This is a genomic window from Nonomuraea thailandensis (genome assembly GCF_024172165.1).
GTDB lineage: Bacteria > Actinomycetota > Actinomycetes > Streptosporangiales > Streptosporangiaceae > Nonomuraea > Nonomuraea thailandensis.
The window spans coordinates 739202-755415 of the sequence record NZ_JAMZEB010000001.1; the positions used below are offsets into that span (position 1 = coordinate 739202).

Consider the following 16214-nt stretch of genomic DNA (forward strand, 5'->3'; position numbering starts at 1 on the left):
AGGTCACCCAGCCGCAGACCCAGGACCTCACAGCGGCGCAGCCCGCCCAGCAGCATGGCCCGGTCTCGCCTGGTATTCAGTGCGTCAAGGACCATTTCGACTTCGGCAGGCCCCAGGACACGCGGCAAAGTGCGCGGCGTGCGCAACAGCGGCGATCCGCGCCGCTGTTCACGACGCCGGTTGGCCAGGCCAGTCGGCACCGGGTTGCGCTGGATCGCCAGGTCATCACGGGTCGCCAAGTATCCGAATAACCCAGAGATGCCGGACAGCCGACGCTTGATGGTGCGCGCGACAACCCCGCTTCGCCGTCTTCCAGGCGGACCACCTTCGGTCCGCGGCGCGGCGCCTTCTGCGCGGTGATGAACGCGAAGATGTCCGCCGTGACGACGTCAGCCGGTTCCTTGGAGATCGCCGAGAAGAAGACCTTCAGGTCATAGGCGGTGGCCAGCAGGGTGTTGGGGCTGCAGCGCGCGGCCACAAACGCCAAGTAGTCGTCCACCAGGGCGTGCCCCAGCGACAGCTCAAGGTTCCCGGCGGCGTCGACACGCCGCACCAGCTGTGGTTGCCAGACCATGGCCGCTCCTCGACGGGAACGACCATCTTGACCTGACTCACGAGATCGTGGAGGTGATGTCACCCACATAACCGCCGAGGACCCGGAACGCGTGTGCGTGGCCCTCGAAGAAGGCTTCCTGGCCGGCCGAGGCACTGATCCGGTGCACGACCCTGCCGGAGTAGGAGAGTCGCAGGCTGAACAGAGTGCCAGGTGACCAGTTTCCGGCGTAGCCGGATCGCCACCTCGCCGAAGTCGGCCTCGGCCCCGCGGCCGGGCGGGTGCTCCTGGGGGATGAACGTGTCCGTGGGTTCCCGGCCTGCCTCGATCCGGATCTCACGTCGACGGGTGGCGACGTACTCGCGCACCATCCAGTGCAACACGTCGGTGGCATTCTGCTCATCGAGGAGCCTGTCGAAGATCCGCTTCGCGGTGTGTCGAGGCTTGCGGGGTGCGTCCAGGTCCGACCGTAGCCAGTCGTCGATGACGCCTCGCTAGTGGTCCAGACGTGGGCCGCGTTTCGGGGTGGTTTGCGCTCCTTCGGCCAGGCCGACTCCAGCGCCGCGGCCACGGTCCGGTAGCCGACGCCGTGCTTGCGCTGTAGCGCACGGTTTGACATGCCCGATCGGGCGTCGCGCCGGATCGCCGCATACAACTCGACACGAGACCCTGGCAGTTGCGCCAAACACACACTCACCCGCTTCGATTCCGCTCTGCCCAGTCGGCCAGCCCGTGGACCTCCCCGCCCAGGCGCAGGGTGCGAAGCACGGTGACCCCGGCGATGGGCAACGTGGCGGCCGTGGCGAAGTCGACCTCGTCGGGCAACGGGGCGAGCTGCTCAACGTCGACGGCAACGCGCTCGGCCCACCCACCTTGTACGGCCACGCCCACCACGGGTGTGCCAGCCGCCGGTCCGATGCCGTCTGCGGCGGGCTGTACCACCACACCGGCAACGTCCTGCCCGGGCCGCCACCCGGGCCGTGTCGACGATCGCGAAATTGGGCTCTGGCTCGATCGATGGGGAGCGATCACGTTCGGTGATCTGATCTCAGTTGTGGAGAGCCATGGCGCGGGCGAGCGAGCAACCCTCGGCCTGCAGAGCTTGGACGGCCTCGTAACGTTCGGTGTGCCGGATGACCAGGCGACGTTCCCGCCCGAGAATGTCGCGAAAGCCGTCCGACATCTCCTTGGGGACATCTTCTGTGGTCTGGTCGGTGGCTTGCGCGCAGGACGGGTCGGGCTCGCCCTGCTCCTGGTGGACGGGCCCGGGCAGAGGGTCGGGCTCGGGTGCGGGATCGTGCAAGTCGGCGCGGTGGGCGATGACGGTCTTCTCCACCGCCTCGCCCAGCGATTGCCACAAATAGAAGCGATCGGCCACCTGGATCGCTTCGGGTGCGCCCTGGCGGGCGCCGGCGGCGAACGCCCCGGCGCGGTCTCGGCACACGACTTGGGCACCGGGATGGGCGCGTAGCCAGTGGGCGAAGGTGTCGGCTTCCCGGTCGGGTAGCAGGTCAACGAGCCGGTGGGTGTCCATGTCCACCAGGAGGCTGGCGTAGGCGTGGCCTTTGCGCTTGGCGAAGTCGTCCACCCCCAACACGAGGATCTGCCCGACGGGCGGGTCGGGCAGCGCCCGCACCAGCCTCAGGGGAACCTGCTCGGCGAACGTCGCCACCGGGCAGCACGGTGCATCGCACCGGAACCGGCGGACCTCCAGCTGGATCTCTACCGGACGGCCGCCGCAGGCCAGGTCATCCAACCGCCGCCAGTACCGGTCGTGGACCCGCGATGATGCCGTCCCACATCGATGACATGCCACCAGCTCGGTGCCGGTGCGCACGAGAATCCGCAGGCCGCTCCCGACGTCCTCGATCTGCTCCAGGCGCAGACAGTTCAGCTGCGGGAACAGCACCGTCAGCAGGCGGGCCTGGTCGTCGGAAAGCTCAAGCGGCACAATGGGCTCCTTCTGCGGCCGTTTCGCATGATCAGATCGTGGTGATCCAGATCGTGACGGAACGGCCGCAGTCACGAGCGCTGTGTTACGAGATCGCGACCCGCGCGGGTGCGCCTGTCCTAGCCGTCACGTTCAGTAACAGCTCCCCATTGATCGAGCCAGAGCCGAATATCGAGATCGTTCACAGGCCGGGTGGGCCTTCATCAGCGGGAGTTCGCCGCGGTTGATCGAGAAGGCGTGGACTCCGACAGTGGCGTCGGTTCCGGCGCCTCACTGAACATGACTCTCGCTGGTGTCCGGAGCATTGTGAACAGCAAGCACTGGCCAACCTCCCGAATCTCGCGTCTGGGATACGGGCTGAAAGCAAGGAGGTCAGTTACGGGGAAGGGACCGCGGGAGCCCGAACCACGGAAGAACGCTGTTGTCGAAACGGGTCACGGCGCTGATCCGATCGCCGGCCAAGGTGAGGACCACGAGCCCCGTTCCACGCCGGATGCCATCGCTGCCCGAGCGCAGATAAGTACCGAATGCCGGTTGCCCGTTCGCGCGCGTAGGCACCAGGTAGTACTTTCGATTGGCGCTCATGAGCGCGGCGTAGAACCTGGAAACGGCGTCGCGGCCGAGGTACTCAAGCGGCATCGGCGGCATGGAGATGCGAGCGTCGTCGGTGAGCAGGCCGACCAGGGCGTCGACGTCCCCGGATTCGTAGGCACGGGCGAACTTGGCCACGAGTGCCTCTTCGGCCGGCGAAGCGGGCGCAGGTGGTGAATCGTCCATCCCGTTCGACGGGATTCGCCGGTGCAGCGTGGCGCGTGCCCGTTTGAGCGCGCTGTTGACCGAATCGAGGGAAGAGTCGAGCATGTCGGCGACCTCGGCCGCCGGGTAGCCGAGCACCTCGCGCAAGATCAGGACGGCACGTTGGCGTGCTGGCAGGATCTGCAGCGCCGTGATGAACGCCAGCGAGATGGACTCTTTCTGTTCATAGCGTGCGTCCGGTCCGAGCGGCGCGGCGATCGCACCGTCGAGGAGAGCGTCAGGGTACGGCTCCAGCCACACGACTTCGCCGAGCCGGCTCGGCCCCGGCGGTTCGATCTCGGGCACATCCCACTCCTTTGCCAGGCGACGGCTGGCCGAGCGAATCGCGTTGAGGCACTGGTTCGTGGCGATCCGGTACAGCCAGGTGCGGATCGAGGCACGCGCCTCGAACCGGTCGAGTGCCCGCCACGCCGCGAGCAGCGTGTCTTGCAAAGCGTCCTCGGCGTCCTGGAACGAGCCGAGCAGCCGGTAGCAATGCATGTGCAACTCCCGGCGATGCGGCTCGGTCAGCTGCCCGAACGCCTCGCCATCGCCGGCCCGCGCCCTCGCGATCAGCTCGCTCGCTGTCACGTCTCATCACCCCACCTGGTGTCAGTTCTTGCCAGCCCTTCTCCAGTTCTGACACCGGGCGGGCCGAAAACTGGGCGGGCCACACCCGCCCAATTCCTCCACAGCGTGGTGTCTACACCATCGACAGCTCGATTCCACCTCATGAGGAGCACACATGACACTCACGGGCAAGACAGTCCTGATCACCGGAGCCAACCGCGGCCTCGGAAGGGCGCTGGTCGAGGAGGCGCTGAGTAGGGGCGCCGAACGGGTCTACGCCGGCACACGGCAGGCCCTGAACCCTACGGATGAGCGCGTCACGCCCCTGGTCCTGGACCTGACGGACGCCGCCCAGATCAACCACGCCGCCGAGACCGTTGATTCGCTCGATGTCCTCATCAACAACGCGGGCGTCTACGGCTATGAAGACCTGGCCGATCGAGCTGCCCTCGAACGGCATCTCGCGGTCAACCTCTTCGGCCCCTACGCCCTCACGCAGGCCCTCCTGCCCCGGCTCATCGAGTCACAAGGCGCGATCGTCAACGTGCTGTCATTGGCCGCGGTGGCTGCCCTGCCCATCAGTCCCGCGTACTCGATCTCCAAGGCGGCTGCCCTCTCGTTGACGCAGTCGCTGCGTGCCACTCTCGCTGGCCAGAGCGTGGGCGTCCACGCCGTACTGCCCGGTCCCATGGACACCGACATGGTGCGCGACCTCGAGATCCCGAAGACGTCGCCACAGTCGGCAGCCGCAGCCATCCTCGACGCGCTGGACAAGGGAGAGGAGGAGATCTTCCCCGATCCCTTCTCACAGACGCTTGCCGATAGCTGGAACGGAGGGGCGGTCAAGGCGCTCGAACGTCAGAACGCGGCGCTCCTCGGCGCGGCCCAGAACCAGTAGCGGAAGGGCATACTCATGAGTACGAGTCTGCTGCTCCAGGGCAAGACGGCCGTGATCTACGGAGCTGGCGGCGCCATCGGCCAGGCCGTCGCCAGAACATTCGCACGCGAAGGGGCAAGCCTCTTTCTCACAGGGCGCACCCTGTCGAAGGTGGAAGTACTGGCCAAGGAGATCGTCGCCGACGGCGGCGTGGCCGAGGCCGCGCAGGTCAACGCGCTCGACGAGATCGCCGTGGCCGAGCACCTCGACACGGTCATCGAGAAGGCGGGCGGCGTCGACATCTCGTTCAACGCCGTCGGGCTTCGCAACACCACGCTGCAGGGCGTTCCGCTCGTCGATCTCGACGTCGAGGAGTTCATGCGACCCGTCAACGAGCTCGTGCGCGCCAACTTCTTGACCGCACGCCTTGCCGGCCGGCACATGGTCGCCAACGGCGCGGGCGTGATCATGACCGTGACCTCGCTTCCCGCCCGGATCGCCAATCCCCTCATGGGTGGCGTGGCCTTGGCCATGGCAGCCGAGGAAGCCCTGATCAGGGACCTCTCCGTCGAACTCGCGCCGCACGGCGTACGCGTGGCCGGCGTCCGAACCCAGGCCATGCCCGACAGCGGCACAATCGAAGAGGTCTTCGGCATCCACGCCAAGGCCCACGGAATGACTCGCGAACAGTTCCAGGCCATGGCTGCCCAGCGGACACACCGCAAACGCCTGCCGAGCCTCCAGGAAATGGCCGAGGTCGTCACGTTCATCGCCTCGGACCGGGCCGGCGGTATCGCCGGAACCATGGCCAACATGAGCCTCGGAGCCATCCCCGACTAAGCTTCGCTTTTAAGCGGGCGAACAGGTGATTCTCGACGGGAAACGGCCACCGCGCGATGCTCCGAGCACGACCAAGTCCTCGGAGGTGTGCGGTGGCCGTCCTTGCGAGTGTGCGCCCGCCAGAGCGTTCTGGCCAGACGGCGGCTGATCTGGCGGCGTTTCGGGATGCGTTGCTGGGCTGCTTCGTGCGGCGCGCCGATGCGTTATTCGAGCTGACCGACGCGGTACTGGCCGCTGGACCGGTGTCGTCGCTGCCCCATAGCTGGCCCAGGGACGCATCAACACCGAGGCACTACGGGATCTGCTGGCCGCCCAGCACACGGCGGCCGCACCGGTGTTCGCCATCGACGTCAACTGCTGGCCGCGCTGCGATGCCGAATGCGCACCCGGCCGTGGCTACTACTACCACCCCAGCCGCCACTCGGCCGGAAAACCGATCATCGCCGGCTGGGCGTTCTCCTGGCTGGCCGGGCTAGAGATGACCACCAACTCCTGGACCCGCCCGTTGGACATGCAGCGCGTCGCGCCGGGGACCAACATCAATACAGTCGCCGCTGAGCAGGTCCAAGCCTTGCTCACCCGTCTGCCGCGCCGCCACGATCCCGTGCCGCTGTTCGTCTTCGACGGCGGCAACGACGCGGTGCGACTGGCGCTCGCCCTGGCCGGCACCGCGGTGCAACTACTGGTGCGCATCCGCAGCGACCGCTGTTTCTACGCCGCCCCACCGCCTGCGGCCACGACCAGGGTAGGCCGGCCACGCCGTCACGGCGCCAAGTTCGCCTGCGCCGATGCGGGCACCTGGCCGCTGCCCTCATCCACCCTGTCGATTACCGACCCGCAATACGGCAGCGTGCTGGTGCAGGCCTGGGACGGGCTGCATGCCAAGACCCAGCAACACAACGGGCACGGCAGCCGCGGCCCGCGCCCAATCGTGCCCGGCACCGTGATCCGCCTGCAGGTCTCCGCCCTGCCCGGCCGGACCCGCGCACCCAAAACCATCTGGTTGTGGTGGCACGGGCCCGCCGACACTCCGCCCGACCTGGAGCTGTTGTGGCGTGCCTACGTCCGGCGCTTCGACCTGGAGCACGTGCGCCACGAGGCGCTGCATAACCGAGTGGAGGTGAGAGACCTTCGCCCTCGGGCCGTCGCAGCGGCCTGGGTGAAGCAGGGGGCAACTCGTCCCGGGGAACGCCGGGAACGGGTGGAAAGCAGCCCCGACAACGCCGGGGCGGGTCGGCACTGCCAGACGGCCCGGGTTCGGCAAGCGAGGCCGGAAGGTGTAAAGCGAGTGAACCAGTGGGTGACGCCCCGTAAGAGTCGAGCCGGCTCGAACCTGGTGGATCAGGGCCGGTGTGCAGTGCGTGACCACGCCGATTTGGCGCGGTCAACTCCGAAGCCGTATGTGTTCGATGGCGGGGAGGCCACGCTGAAGGTCTGCGGCGTAGGCGTGGCGAGGCTGCCGGGGTATAGCTGGGCGCCTAACCGGCCAATCGGTTGTGTGGTGAACGTGGGAACCGCCCGCGGTCGCCCATCTGCTCGGGCAGCCAGCCCGGCCGATGGGCAGGTCCGTTGCCGACTATCGGCCGTGGGGCGGGGCGGAGGCCCCGTAGTAGTTCGAGCAGGGGAAAGCCCTGCACATGGCCAAGGGGCCAGCAAGTCGGCAGTGCGGATGCTGGAATGCCAGGAGGACGCCGGTGAATACCGACGCGCTGGAGCGGGCCTTGCTCAAGGCCGAGCGCCGGGTACTGGAGATCCAGACCAAGCTGCACCGGTGGGCGGCCGAAGACTCGGCTCGCCGGTTCGATGATGTCTTCAACCTCGTCTGCGATCGGGCGTTTCTGCTTGTCGCGTGGGATCGGGTGCGCCACAACAAGGGCGCCCGAACTGCCGGGGTGGACGGGCAGACGGCCTATGCCATCGAGCATCGGGGCGTGGAGGTTTTCCCTCGACGACCTGCGCGCGAAGGTGAAGACCGGCCAGTTTCGTCCCCTGCCGGTGCGCGAGCGGATGATCCCGAAGCCCGGCAGTGGCAAACTGCGCCGCCTCGGGATCCCCACCGTGCAAGACCGAGTCGTGCAGGCAGCACTGAAGCTGGTCCTGGAACCCATGTGGGAGGCGGACTTTCTGCCGTGTTCCTACGGGTTTCGTCCCGGCAGACGTGCCCACGACGCGGTCGCCGAGATCAGAGTGTTCGCCTCGCCTCCACACCGCTACGAGTGGGCGGTCGAAGGCGACATCACCGCATGCTTCGACGAGATCTCGCACTCGGCCCTGATGGACCGGGTGCGACAGCGAGTCGGGGACAAGCGCGTGCTGGCTCTGATCAAGGCGTTCTTGAAAGCCGGGATCCTCACCAAGGACCGGGTGGTCAAGGACACCGAAACAGGTACTCCCCAGGGCGGGATCTTGTCCCCACTGCTGGCCAACGTGGCGCTGAGCGTCCTCGACGAGCATTTCGCCCCACGCCGTGACCCCAAGGCGCGACAGACGACGGCAGCAACCGGTCTTGCACCGGCTGAACCGCTACGCCGACGACTGGGTGCTACTGGTTCAGGGCAACCGAGCGGACGCCGAGGACAAGCGCACACAAGCAGCGGCCGTCTTATCCCCGATGGGCCTGCGCCAATCGGCGGAGAAGACCAGGATCTCCCATATTGACGAGTGTGAACGATCTCGATATTGGGCTCTGGCTCGATCGATGGGGAGCGATCACGTTCGGTGATCTGATCTCAGTTGTGGAGAGCCATGGCGCGGAGAAGATCGTAATTCGCACGACCGAACATGAGCCTCTTCAGGAACTTGAGTTTGCAAACTCTGCCCTCGACCGCCCCGCTGCTGTAGGGCAGGGTGAGTCCGTTGCGGACGGCGTCGTGGTCGCGTTGGAGCCCGTTGGCGAAGGCGTGGAGGGCGGGTAGGGGATCGGCGCGGATGGCGGCGATCCACGCGTCGAGGTGGTGGCCCTGGAGCTCGGTCATCTCTGTGCGAACGCGCGGACGTGTCGGGCGGTGGCCGCGAGGCCGGGGCTGCGCTCCAGGATGCGCTGCAGGTGAATGGCATCGGTGCTGCTCAGGTGGTCGGGGCGGGTCATGAGCCAGCGGACCACGCGGCGGGGCTTGGGCGGCGCTGGGGCCGTGGGAGCCGTTGGGCGGACTCGTGAGGTGTTGGCCGCTCGGGCGCGGCCGTCGGCGGGACGGAACTGGTTCAGATAGCGGCGAACGGCTTGGACATCGCCCGCCCATCCCTGGGTCTGGAGCTCGGTGTGCAGGGCGGTGGCGTTGGTGGCGCCGTCGTTCCAGCGCTGGTTGAGGTAGGGCTTGAACGGATCGAGGATGCTGGCGCGGTGAGTGGCTTTGAACAGCACTTCTTCCAGGCTGGTGGCGCGGGCAAACCGGCGGACCGCGTCGCGGCTGAGCCGCAAGCGCCGGCCGATCTCGGCGAGCGAGCAACCCTCGGCCTGCAGAGCTTGGACGGCCTCGTAACGTTCGGTGTGCCGGATGACCAGGCGACGTTCCCGCCCGAGAATGTCGCGAAAGCCGTCCGACATCTCCTTGGGGACATCTTCTGTGGTCTGGTCGGTGGCTTGCGCGCAGGACGGGTCGGGCTCGCCCTGCTCCTGGTGGACGGGCCCGGGCAGAGGGTCGGGCTCGGGTGCGGGATCGTGCAAGTCGGCGCGGTGGGCGATGACGGTCTTCTCCACCGCCTCGCCCAGCGATTGCCACAAATAGAAGCGATCGGCCACCTGGATCGCTTCGGGTGCGCCCTGGCGGGCGCCGGCGGCGAACGCCCCGGCGCGGTCTCGGCACACGACTTGGGCACCGGGATGGGCGCGTAGCCAGTGGGCGAAGGTGTCGGCTTCCCGGTCGGGTAGCAGGTCAACGAGCCGGTGGGTGTCCATGTCCACCAGGAGGCTGGCGTAGGCGTGGCCTTTGCGCTTGGCGAAGTCGTCCACCCCCAACACGAGGATCTGCCCGACGGGCGGGTCGGGCAGCGCCCGCACCAGCCTCAGGGGAACCTGCTCGGCGAACGTCGCCACCGGGCAGCACGGTGCATCGCACCGGAACCGGCGGACCTCCAGCTGGATCTCTACCGGACGGCCGCCGCAGGCCAGGTCATCCAACCGCCGCCAGTACCGGTCGTGGACCCGCGATGATGCCGTCCCACATCGATGACATGCCACCAGCTCGGTGCCGGTGCGCACGAGAATCCGCAGGCCGCTCCCGACGTCCTCGATCTGCTCCAGGCGCAGACAGTTCAGCTGCGGGAACAGCACCGTCAGCAGGCGGGCCTGGTCGTCGGAAAGCTCAAGCGGCACAATGGGCTCCTTCTGCGGCCGTTTCGCATGATCAGATCGTGGTGATCCAGATCGTGACGGAACGGCCGCAGTCACGAGCGCTGTGTTACGAGATCGCGACCCGCGCGGGTGCGCCTGTCCTAGCCGTCACGTTCAGTAACAGCTCCCCATTGATCGAGCCAGAGCCGAATATCGCGATCGTCGACACTGGGGCTGGAGAGGCCAGAGGCGGTCAGAGGAACTCAGGCGTTATTGCATAAAAGGACCATGTCAACTGACACCTCATCGGCGGCCTACCGTACCGCTCGGCGGGTTCGAGACGGCGGCTCAAGGAAAACGGATCGGAGGCAACACCGACACAGCGCCCTGGGCCGAACGCACAAGCGCATCGTGGATCTTGAGGCCTTCAGTGGAGTTCATCCCACTGACCGCATGCAGAATGAGGGCCTGTCCTTCCACCTCGACCCTGTCGATCCACCCATTAAAGGGTGGTTCAGCCAGCCGAGACTCCTGTATGGAGGCCGCCGTGGAAGGAGACCGAGGACGGTCACACCATCCTCGCTGGCGGCCTTTTCGCCGGCGCCGTTTTTCGGCCGCGTTCTCCCCCGCCGCGCGTGGAAGATCGAGCGATCAGGCCAAACGCGGGCCCTGACCGGCTGCCATCGCGAACTGGATCTCACCACGCTCGCCGCCACACGTACTGAACACTCTCGAGCTCGCAAGCGCCACCGCCGACGAGCCACACGCGGCCCACCACCACCTGGTGGATCCGCATGCGGGCCGGAGGCTTGTCCGATCAGTACCGGCACGCCGACTGGGGTCCAGTCCAGGCCACAGCCGCGCAGGACGTCGTCCGTGAGCGCGACAATAGCGTAGAGCTTGCCGCATAGGCGGTTGGCGACTGGGTTGACCACGTACCGCAGGAAGAACCCGGCGACCGGGTAGCGTTTGAGCGGCCTGTCGGCGCCGGGAAGTATCCTCGATCTGCAAGCCGTGGCCCGGGCCGAGCATCCGGTCGGTACGAGTGTCGGAGGAGTCAGGCCTCTCGAGACGACGCAGCGCGATCGGGAGTCGTGTTCGGGTTGCCGGCGAGGTATCGGTACCTGCCCGGTGCGGTTGCGAACTCGCGCTTGAAGGCTCTGGCGAACGCGAACTCGGATGTGTATCCGACTCTGGCGGCAACAGTGCCCAGTCGAGCGTCGGTATCCAGTAGCTGCCGTGCCGCTATGGTCATCCGCCACCAGGTTAGGTAGGCCAGCGGCGGGCGGCCGACCGCGGCGCTGAAACGGCGCGCGAACGCCGCGCGCGACAACCCAGCGCGGTCGCCCAGCTCCGCGATCGTCCATGGGCGGCCGGGGTCACGGTGGATGGCGTCCAACGCGGCCCGGATCGATGGATCACGCAACGCGGCGGCCCAACCGGTGGCGTGGCCATCTGCCGCCCGGTCCTCGAACCAGGCGCGCAGGATGTAGAGCAGTAGCAGGTCCACCAGTGCGGGCACACCTGCGCCGGCACCAGGGCTCGCGGTATCCAGCTCGCTGCCCAGCAGGTCGACCGCGGCGCGCAGCGACGCGTGATGTCCGAGCCTGGTAGGCAGGTGGACGACGTCGGGCAGGTCGCGTAGGAGCGGATGCGGCCGGGCGAGGTCAAGGTGGTAAGCCCCGCACAGCAGGACCGTTCGGGCACCGGAACCGTCGTGCTGGAGCTCTACCGGACGCGCCGAGGGGAAGGCCGCGAGCGGGGTCGCTGGGTCGTCGGCGAGGCCGTGTCCGCGCCCGCTGCGCAGCAGCACGACGTCGCCGGGTCCGAGCGCGATCGGCGCACCCTCCGACGGCAGTAGCCAGCACGACCCTTGCAGCACTACGTGGAAGCCGGCCCCTGCGACCTTGTCGAAACGCAAACCCCACGGGGCTCGCAGGTCCGTACGGGTGGAGCCCGCCATTCCGACGCGCATGGCGGCGATGGCATCACCGAGCAAGTCCATGGCGTGATATTACCGGTGGTCTTCATCTGCGAGACGAGCAGATATGAACTGGAGACGCATTGTGCTGGGACGTCTCACAGAACAAACGTACCCTTGGACTCTCTGAACACCTGGCCTCTGTAGAGGAGTTTCCCTTGTCAACATCCATGTACGCGATCAAGCAACGTGCCTTCGGCGGCCCAGAGGTCCTTGAGTTCACCGAGGCCGAGCAGCCCGTCCCTGGCCCCGACGACGTCCTCGTCCGGGTGCGGGCCGCAAGCGTCAACCCCGCCGACTGGAAGATCCGCACAGGCGGCGCCGCCTTGCCGGTTGACCTGCCATTCATACCCGGGTTCGACCTTGCCGGAGTGGTCGAGCGGATCGGCGATCGGGTCAGCCGCTTCCGTCCTGGCGACGACGTCTTTGGCATGCCGACGCCGTTCACCGGGACATACGCCCAGTACGTGCGGGCACCAGCCGCAGACCTCGCGCTCAAACCCGCCGGCCTGGACCACAACCAAGCAGCCGCACTGTCGTCAGTCGGGCTCACCGCCTGGCAGGCCCTCGTCGGCATCGCCCGGATCCAGCCCGGCCAGCGGGTCCTGATCCACGCGGCGGCAGGAGGCATCGGTCACATCGCCATCCAGATAGCCAAGGCGTTCGGCGCTCACGTGATCGGCACCGCACGTACCGCCAACCATGGCTTCCTGCGCGACCTTGGCGCCGACGAACTCGTCGACTACACGCTCGACGACTTCGCCGCGGCAGTCCGCAACGTCGACATCGTCCTGGACAACATCGGGCACGAGTACGGCGTCCGGTCCCTGGCCACCCTGGCTCCCGGCGGCCACCTGGTGAGCACGATCTGGGACCATCCCGGCGTGACCGCCGAGGACGTTGCCCGGGCCAAGGCACGCTTCGACACGGTCCAGGTCGCTCCATCAGCGCCCGACCTTAAAGAACTCGGCAAGCTCGTCGAACAAGGGCGGATCCGGGTGCACGTCGCGGACGTTCTCCCACTACGCGATGCCGCGGAGGGACACCGTAGAAGCGAATCAGGCCGGGTCAGAGGCAAACTCGTCCTTGTACCCTAGAAATTCGCGATACCAGCTGTCGTGGAGGTGAACACCACGACGAACGGTACGGCCCGTACACACCGTCGCCGGACGTAGGCCATGGCTAGGACCGCCGGGTCACGTTCCGCGACGATCAGCGCCGCCAGGACCGCCCAGCCTGAGACACCGGAACAGCGGCCACTGACGCCCACGGCTACCTTCAACTCCTGGAGTTCGCCCGCCAGCACGTCCCGTGCCGCCGCTGCTGGGCCCTTGAAGGAGCCGGCAGCTACGGCACCGGCTTGGCGGCGTTCCTGGAGGCGTCCGGCGAAAAGGTGGTGGAGGTCTGCCGCCCCAAGCGGCCGGCCCAACGTGGCGGTCGCAAGACCGACGCCCTCGACGCGATACGCGCCGCTCGTGAGGCGTTGACCAGCGAGCATCCCATCCTGCCCCGCCAACGCGGAGAGCGTGAGGCACTCAGGGTGCTGCCCACCACCCGCCGAAGCGCCGTCAGCGCGACCACCGCGGCGATCAACCATCTGAAGGTCTTAATCGTCTCAGCGCCCGACGACCTGCGCAGCGAGATCCGCTCCATGAGCAGCAAGGCCCAGATCAGCCACTGCGCCAACCCGCGGGAACGGCCCTCCCAGAACCTCGAACACCGCATGACCATCCCGGCCCTGCGATCCACGGCCCAGCGCATCCAGACACTACGCGCCGAGGCCAAGACTCTAGAAGAGGAGATCACCGCCCTGGTCAACGACGTCAGGCCCGACCTGATGGAACAGATCGGCGTGGGTGCCATCAGCGCGGCACAGGTTCTGGTGAGCTGGTCCCACCCCGGACGGTTTCGCTCCGAGGCTGCCTTCGCCACGTTCGCCGGAACGGCCCCCATCCCGGCATCCTCAGGCCTCACCAATCGCCACCGACTCAACCAGTGGCGACCGTCAACTCAACCGAGCGCCCCACACCATCATCCTCGTCCGGGCCCGCGTCGACCCCGACACCCGCGCCTACATCGCCCGCCGCATCTCCGAGGGCAAGTCCCCACGTGAAGCCCGTCGTTGCCTCAAACGAGCCCTCTCCCGGCAACTGTTCAAGCTCCTCGAACACGCACCACAACCCCGTCACGCAGTCACTTGACAGATATAGCAGCCTCGAAAAGTCCCGTAAGCAGAGCAGCGTGAGGTTGTCACTTCAGGTGTGTAAAGATCGTTCCTGAGTGCTTGAGGCTGACCTTTACCTGATGCGGCCTGGATAGGCGATGTCGAGTTCGATGAGTGCTTCGCGCCAGCCGATGGTGCGCTGTCCCTCGATCAGGCGGGCGGTGCTGGGCGAGTTTTTGATCTTGCCGGTTTTCTCCTTGGTCACGGCGCGTTCGCGGGCGCGTTTGTCCTCGATGTTGATGATGGCCAGCCACAGCAGCTTGACCACGGCGTCGTCGCCGGGGAAGTGCCCGCGGGCCTTGGTGACCTTGCGCAGCTGGTAGTTCAGCGACTCGATGCTGTTGGTGGTGTAGAGCAGCTTGCGGACCGCCGGAGAGAAGGCGAAGAACGGGATGAAGCGGTCCCAGGCGGCCTCGAACACGCGCGCCGCCTGCGGATAGCGCTCACCCCAGGTGGAAGCGGAGAAGCCTGCCAGAGCGTCGAAGGCGGCTTCCGCGCTGGGCGAGGTGTAGATCTTCTTGAGCTCGGCGGCCAGCGCGGCGCGGTCGCGGCGGGCGACCGGCCGCAGCGCGTTGCGGATCAAGTGAACGACGCAGGCTTGCACGGTGGTGTGCGGGAAGGCGGCGTGGATGGCGTCTTCGAAGCCGTTCAGGCCGTCGGTGCAGGCGATGAGGATGTCGCGCACGCCGCGGTTGCGCAGGTCGTTCATCACCGAGGTCCAGAACCGGGCCGATTCGCCGGCGGTGGCGGCATCGAGCGGGGTCTTGGCCAGCCAGATGCCCAGCACATGCTTGTCGCCGTCGGCGTCGATGCCGACGGCAAGGTAGGCGGGTTTGGCCTGGACGCTGTGGTTGTCGCGGACCTTGACCACGATGGCGTCCAGGAACACCACCGGGTAGACGGCCTCCAACGGCCGGGCTTGCCAGGCGCGGACCTCTTCCAGCACGGCGTCGGTGATGTTGGAGATGGCCTCGTGACTCAGTTCGGTGTCGTAGATCTGGCGCAGGTGGTGCTGGATGTCGCGCACGCTCATGCCGTGCGCGTACAGGCTGATGATCATGTCGTCCAGGCCGCCGGAGACGCGGCCGGCCCGCTTGGGCACCAGCACCGGCTCGAAGGTGCCGGCCCGGTCTCGCGGCACGGCCAGCCGGACCGGCCCGACCCCGGTCTGCACCGTCTTGCCGATCCTGCCGTTGCGGGAGTTGCCGCTCCCGTGGCCGGCCACCTCGTGCTTGCCATAACCCAGATGGGATGACAGCTCAGCCTCCAGCGCGCGTTCCAGCACCGCCTTGACCAGCTCGCCGAGCATCGAGCCCTGTCCGGTCAGCCGCAGCCCGCCCGCACCGTCGCGTGACCGCTCCAGCAGCAGGTCCAGCACCTGATCGCTGAGCAGCTCCCGCAACGGCACCTCGCCGTCACGGTGGGGGGATTTTTCCTCGCCATGATGAGCAGCCGCCCCCAGCAGCGCCGATGCGTCATCGTGCTGGTCTTGTCCCACCGCGGCCAGCGCGGTTCTTCCCCGTGTCGTGGACATGATCGTGTTCTCCCCCGAGATGATGAATGATCTTTACAGACTTCCGTCTACGTTTGGTGACCATTCACACACCTGGAGTGATACCCCCAGCAGCGTTGAGCGGCTTGCCGTGACTTTCGTTCAAATGCGTCTCGCCGAAGGGTTTTCGCAAGTCATGGCAGATGCAGTCGGGTGGCCTCAACGGCTGTGACACGGGCGGTGTACACACCGTACGCCTTGCGCTCGGTCGGGCCGGCATCGGCAAGGGCGGCGCGCTGCTCCAGCGCGGCGCGGTGGAGTGCGAGCGGGGCCGTAATGCGGACCGAGTAGCCGTGGCCGCGGCGGATGGTCTGCCCGGAGGCGAGGGCCTGGCGGACGGCTTCATCACCAGTAGCACGCAGGTGATCGACGAGCAGTCCCGGCAGATCGAGGGGTCGCGTCCGGGTCCGATGCGGGCACGCGGTGCTGCTCGCCGATGTCGGTCGGCGGCACGTCGAGTTCGTCGGGCAGGCTGCGGGCGCCGGCGGCGTCCAAGACACGGCGGATGGTCTTGGGGGCGACCTGGTGACGTTGGGCCAGGGCCTCGACGGCGGCGCCCTGGCGGTACTCCTCGACGACGGTGGCCACCTACCGGATCGCC

At 67.3% G+C, this 16214-nt stretch carries 15 protein-coding genes and 1 pseudogene; 8 read left to right on the forward strand and 8 right to left on the reverse strand.

The annotated features are described in order from the left end of the window. Positions 1 to 76 precede the first annotated feature (76 nt). The 4 genes from HD597_RS03555 to HD597_RS03570 form a co-directional block, all read right to left on the reverse strand. Complete coding sequence (locus HD597_RS03555) at positions 77 to 574, reverse strand: hypothetical protein (RefSeq protein WP_253740234.1); 498 nt, start codon at positions 572 to 574, stop codon at positions 77 to 79. A gap of 672 nt (positions 575 to 1246) precedes the next feature. Next, positions 1247 to 1438, reverse strand: coding sequence for a hypothetical protein (locus HD597_RS03560; RefSeq protein ID WP_253740235.1), 192 nt, complete (start codon positions 1436 to 1438; stop codon positions 1247 to 1249). Positions 1439 to 1601: 163 nt separating this feature from the next. After that, entirely contained in the window at positions 1602 to 2504 is a 903-nt protein-coding gene (locus tag HD597_RS03565) for a transposase (protein ID WP_253740236.1), read from the reverse strand. A 372-nt stretch (positions 2505 to 2876) separates the two neighbouring features. Continuing rightward, the gene (locus HD597_RS03570) at positions 2877 to 3890 is read right to left on the reverse strand and encodes a sigma-70 family RNA polymerase sigma factor (protein ID WP_253740237.1); all 1014 of its coding nucleotides are present in this window, start codon (positions 3888 to 3890) and stop codon (positions 2877 to 2879) included. A 154-nt stretch (positions 3891 to 4044) separates the two neighbouring features. Between HD597_RS03570 and HD597_RS03575 the strand changes: the two genes are divergently transcribed. The 5 genes from HD597_RS03575 to HD597_RS03595 all read left to right on the forward strand — a co-directional run bounded on the left by HD597_RS03575 (position 4045) and on the right by HD597_RS03595 (position 8501). Next, positions 4045 to 4767 carry an SDR family NAD(P)-dependent oxidoreductase gene (locus HD597_RS03575; RefSeq protein ID WP_253740238.1) on the forward strand — a complete coding sequence of 241 codons (723 nt, stop codon included), beginning with the start codon at positions 4045 to 4047 and terminating at the stop codon, positions 4765 to 4767. A 15-nt stretch (positions 4768 to 4782) separates the two neighbouring features. Then, complete coding sequence (locus HD597_RS03580; RefSeq protein WP_253740239.1) at positions 4783 to 5586, forward strand: SDR family NAD(P)-dependent oxidoreductase; 804 nt, start codon at positions 4783 to 4785, stop codon at positions 5584 to 5586. 334 nt (positions 5587 to 5920) lie between these two features. Further along, positions 5921 to 7393, forward strand: a complete 1473-nt coding sequence (locus HD597_RS03585) for a transposase (RefSeq protein ID WP_253740240.1) — start codon at positions 5921 to 5923, stop codon at positions 7391 to 7393. Between the two features lie 104 nt (positions 7394 to 7497). Then, positions 7498 to 8244, forward strand: a complete 747-nt coding sequence (locus tag HD597_RS03590; protein ID WP_253739981.1) for a reverse transcriptase domain-containing protein — start codon at positions 7498 to 7500, stop codon at positions 8242 to 8244. Positions 8245 to 8249: 5 nt separating this feature from the next. Continuing rightward, a complete protein-coding gene (locus HD597_RS03595) occupies positions 8250 to 8501 on the forward strand; it encodes a hypothetical protein (protein ID WP_253740241.1) in 252 nt (83 codons plus the stop codon). 56 nt (positions 8502 to 8557) lie between these two features. Here HD597_RS03595 and HD597_RS03600 read toward each other — a convergent pair whose 3' ends face one another. Both HD597_RS03600 and HD597_RS03605 read right to left on the reverse strand, forming a co-directional pair. Further along, positions 8558 to 9898: a transposase gene (locus HD597_RS03600; protein ID WP_253740242.1), complete on the reverse strand. Its 1341-nt coding sequence runs from the start codon at positions 9896 to 9898 to the stop codon at positions 8558 to 8560. Between the two features lie 1015 nt (positions 9899 to 10913). Further along, positions 10914 to 11861, reverse strand: a complete 948-nt coding sequence (locus tag HD597_RS03605) for an AraC family transcriptional regulator (RefSeq protein WP_253740243.1) — start codon at positions 11859 to 11861, stop codon at positions 10914 to 10916. A 146-nt stretch (positions 11862 to 12007) separates the two neighbouring features. Between HD597_RS03605 and HD597_RS03610 the strand changes: the two genes are divergently transcribed. The 3 genes and pseudogenes from HD597_RS03610 to HD597_RS64200 all read left to right on the forward strand — a co-directional run bounded on the left by HD597_RS03610 (position 12008) and on the right by HD597_RS64200 (position 13950). Next, complete coding sequence (locus HD597_RS03610; protein WP_253740244.1) at positions 12008 to 12934, forward strand: NADP-dependent oxidoreductase; 927 nt, start codon at positions 12008 to 12010, stop codon at positions 12932 to 12934. Positions 12935 to 13098: 164 nt separating this feature from the next. Further along, positions 13099 to 13434: pseudogene (locus HD597_RS64195) on the forward strand (IS110 family transposase); the annotation flags it as partial. A gap of 240 nt (positions 13435 to 13674) precedes the next feature. Further along, on the forward strand, positions 13675 to 13950 hold the full coding sequence (locus HD597_RS64200) for a transposase (RefSeq protein WP_276082799.1): 276 nt from the start codon (positions 13675 to 13677) through the stop codon (positions 13948 to 13950). A 184-nt stretch (positions 13951 to 14134) separates the two neighbouring features. Here HD597_RS64200 and HD597_RS03620 read toward each other — a convergent pair whose 3' ends face one another. Both HD597_RS03620 and HD597_RS03625 read right to left on the reverse strand, forming a co-directional pair. After that, positions 14135 to 15523, reverse strand: coding sequence for an IS256 family transposase (locus HD597_RS03620; protein ID WP_372513343.1), 1389 nt, complete (start codon positions 15521 to 15523; stop codon positions 14135 to 14137). 435 nt (positions 15524 to 15958) lie between these two features. Then, positions 15959 to 16201: a hypothetical protein gene (locus HD597_RS03625; RefSeq protein ID WP_253740245.1), complete on the reverse strand. Its 243-nt coding sequence runs from the start codon at positions 16199 to 16201 to the stop codon at positions 15959 to 15961. Between the last annotated feature and the right edge of the window lie 13 nt (positions 16202 to 16214).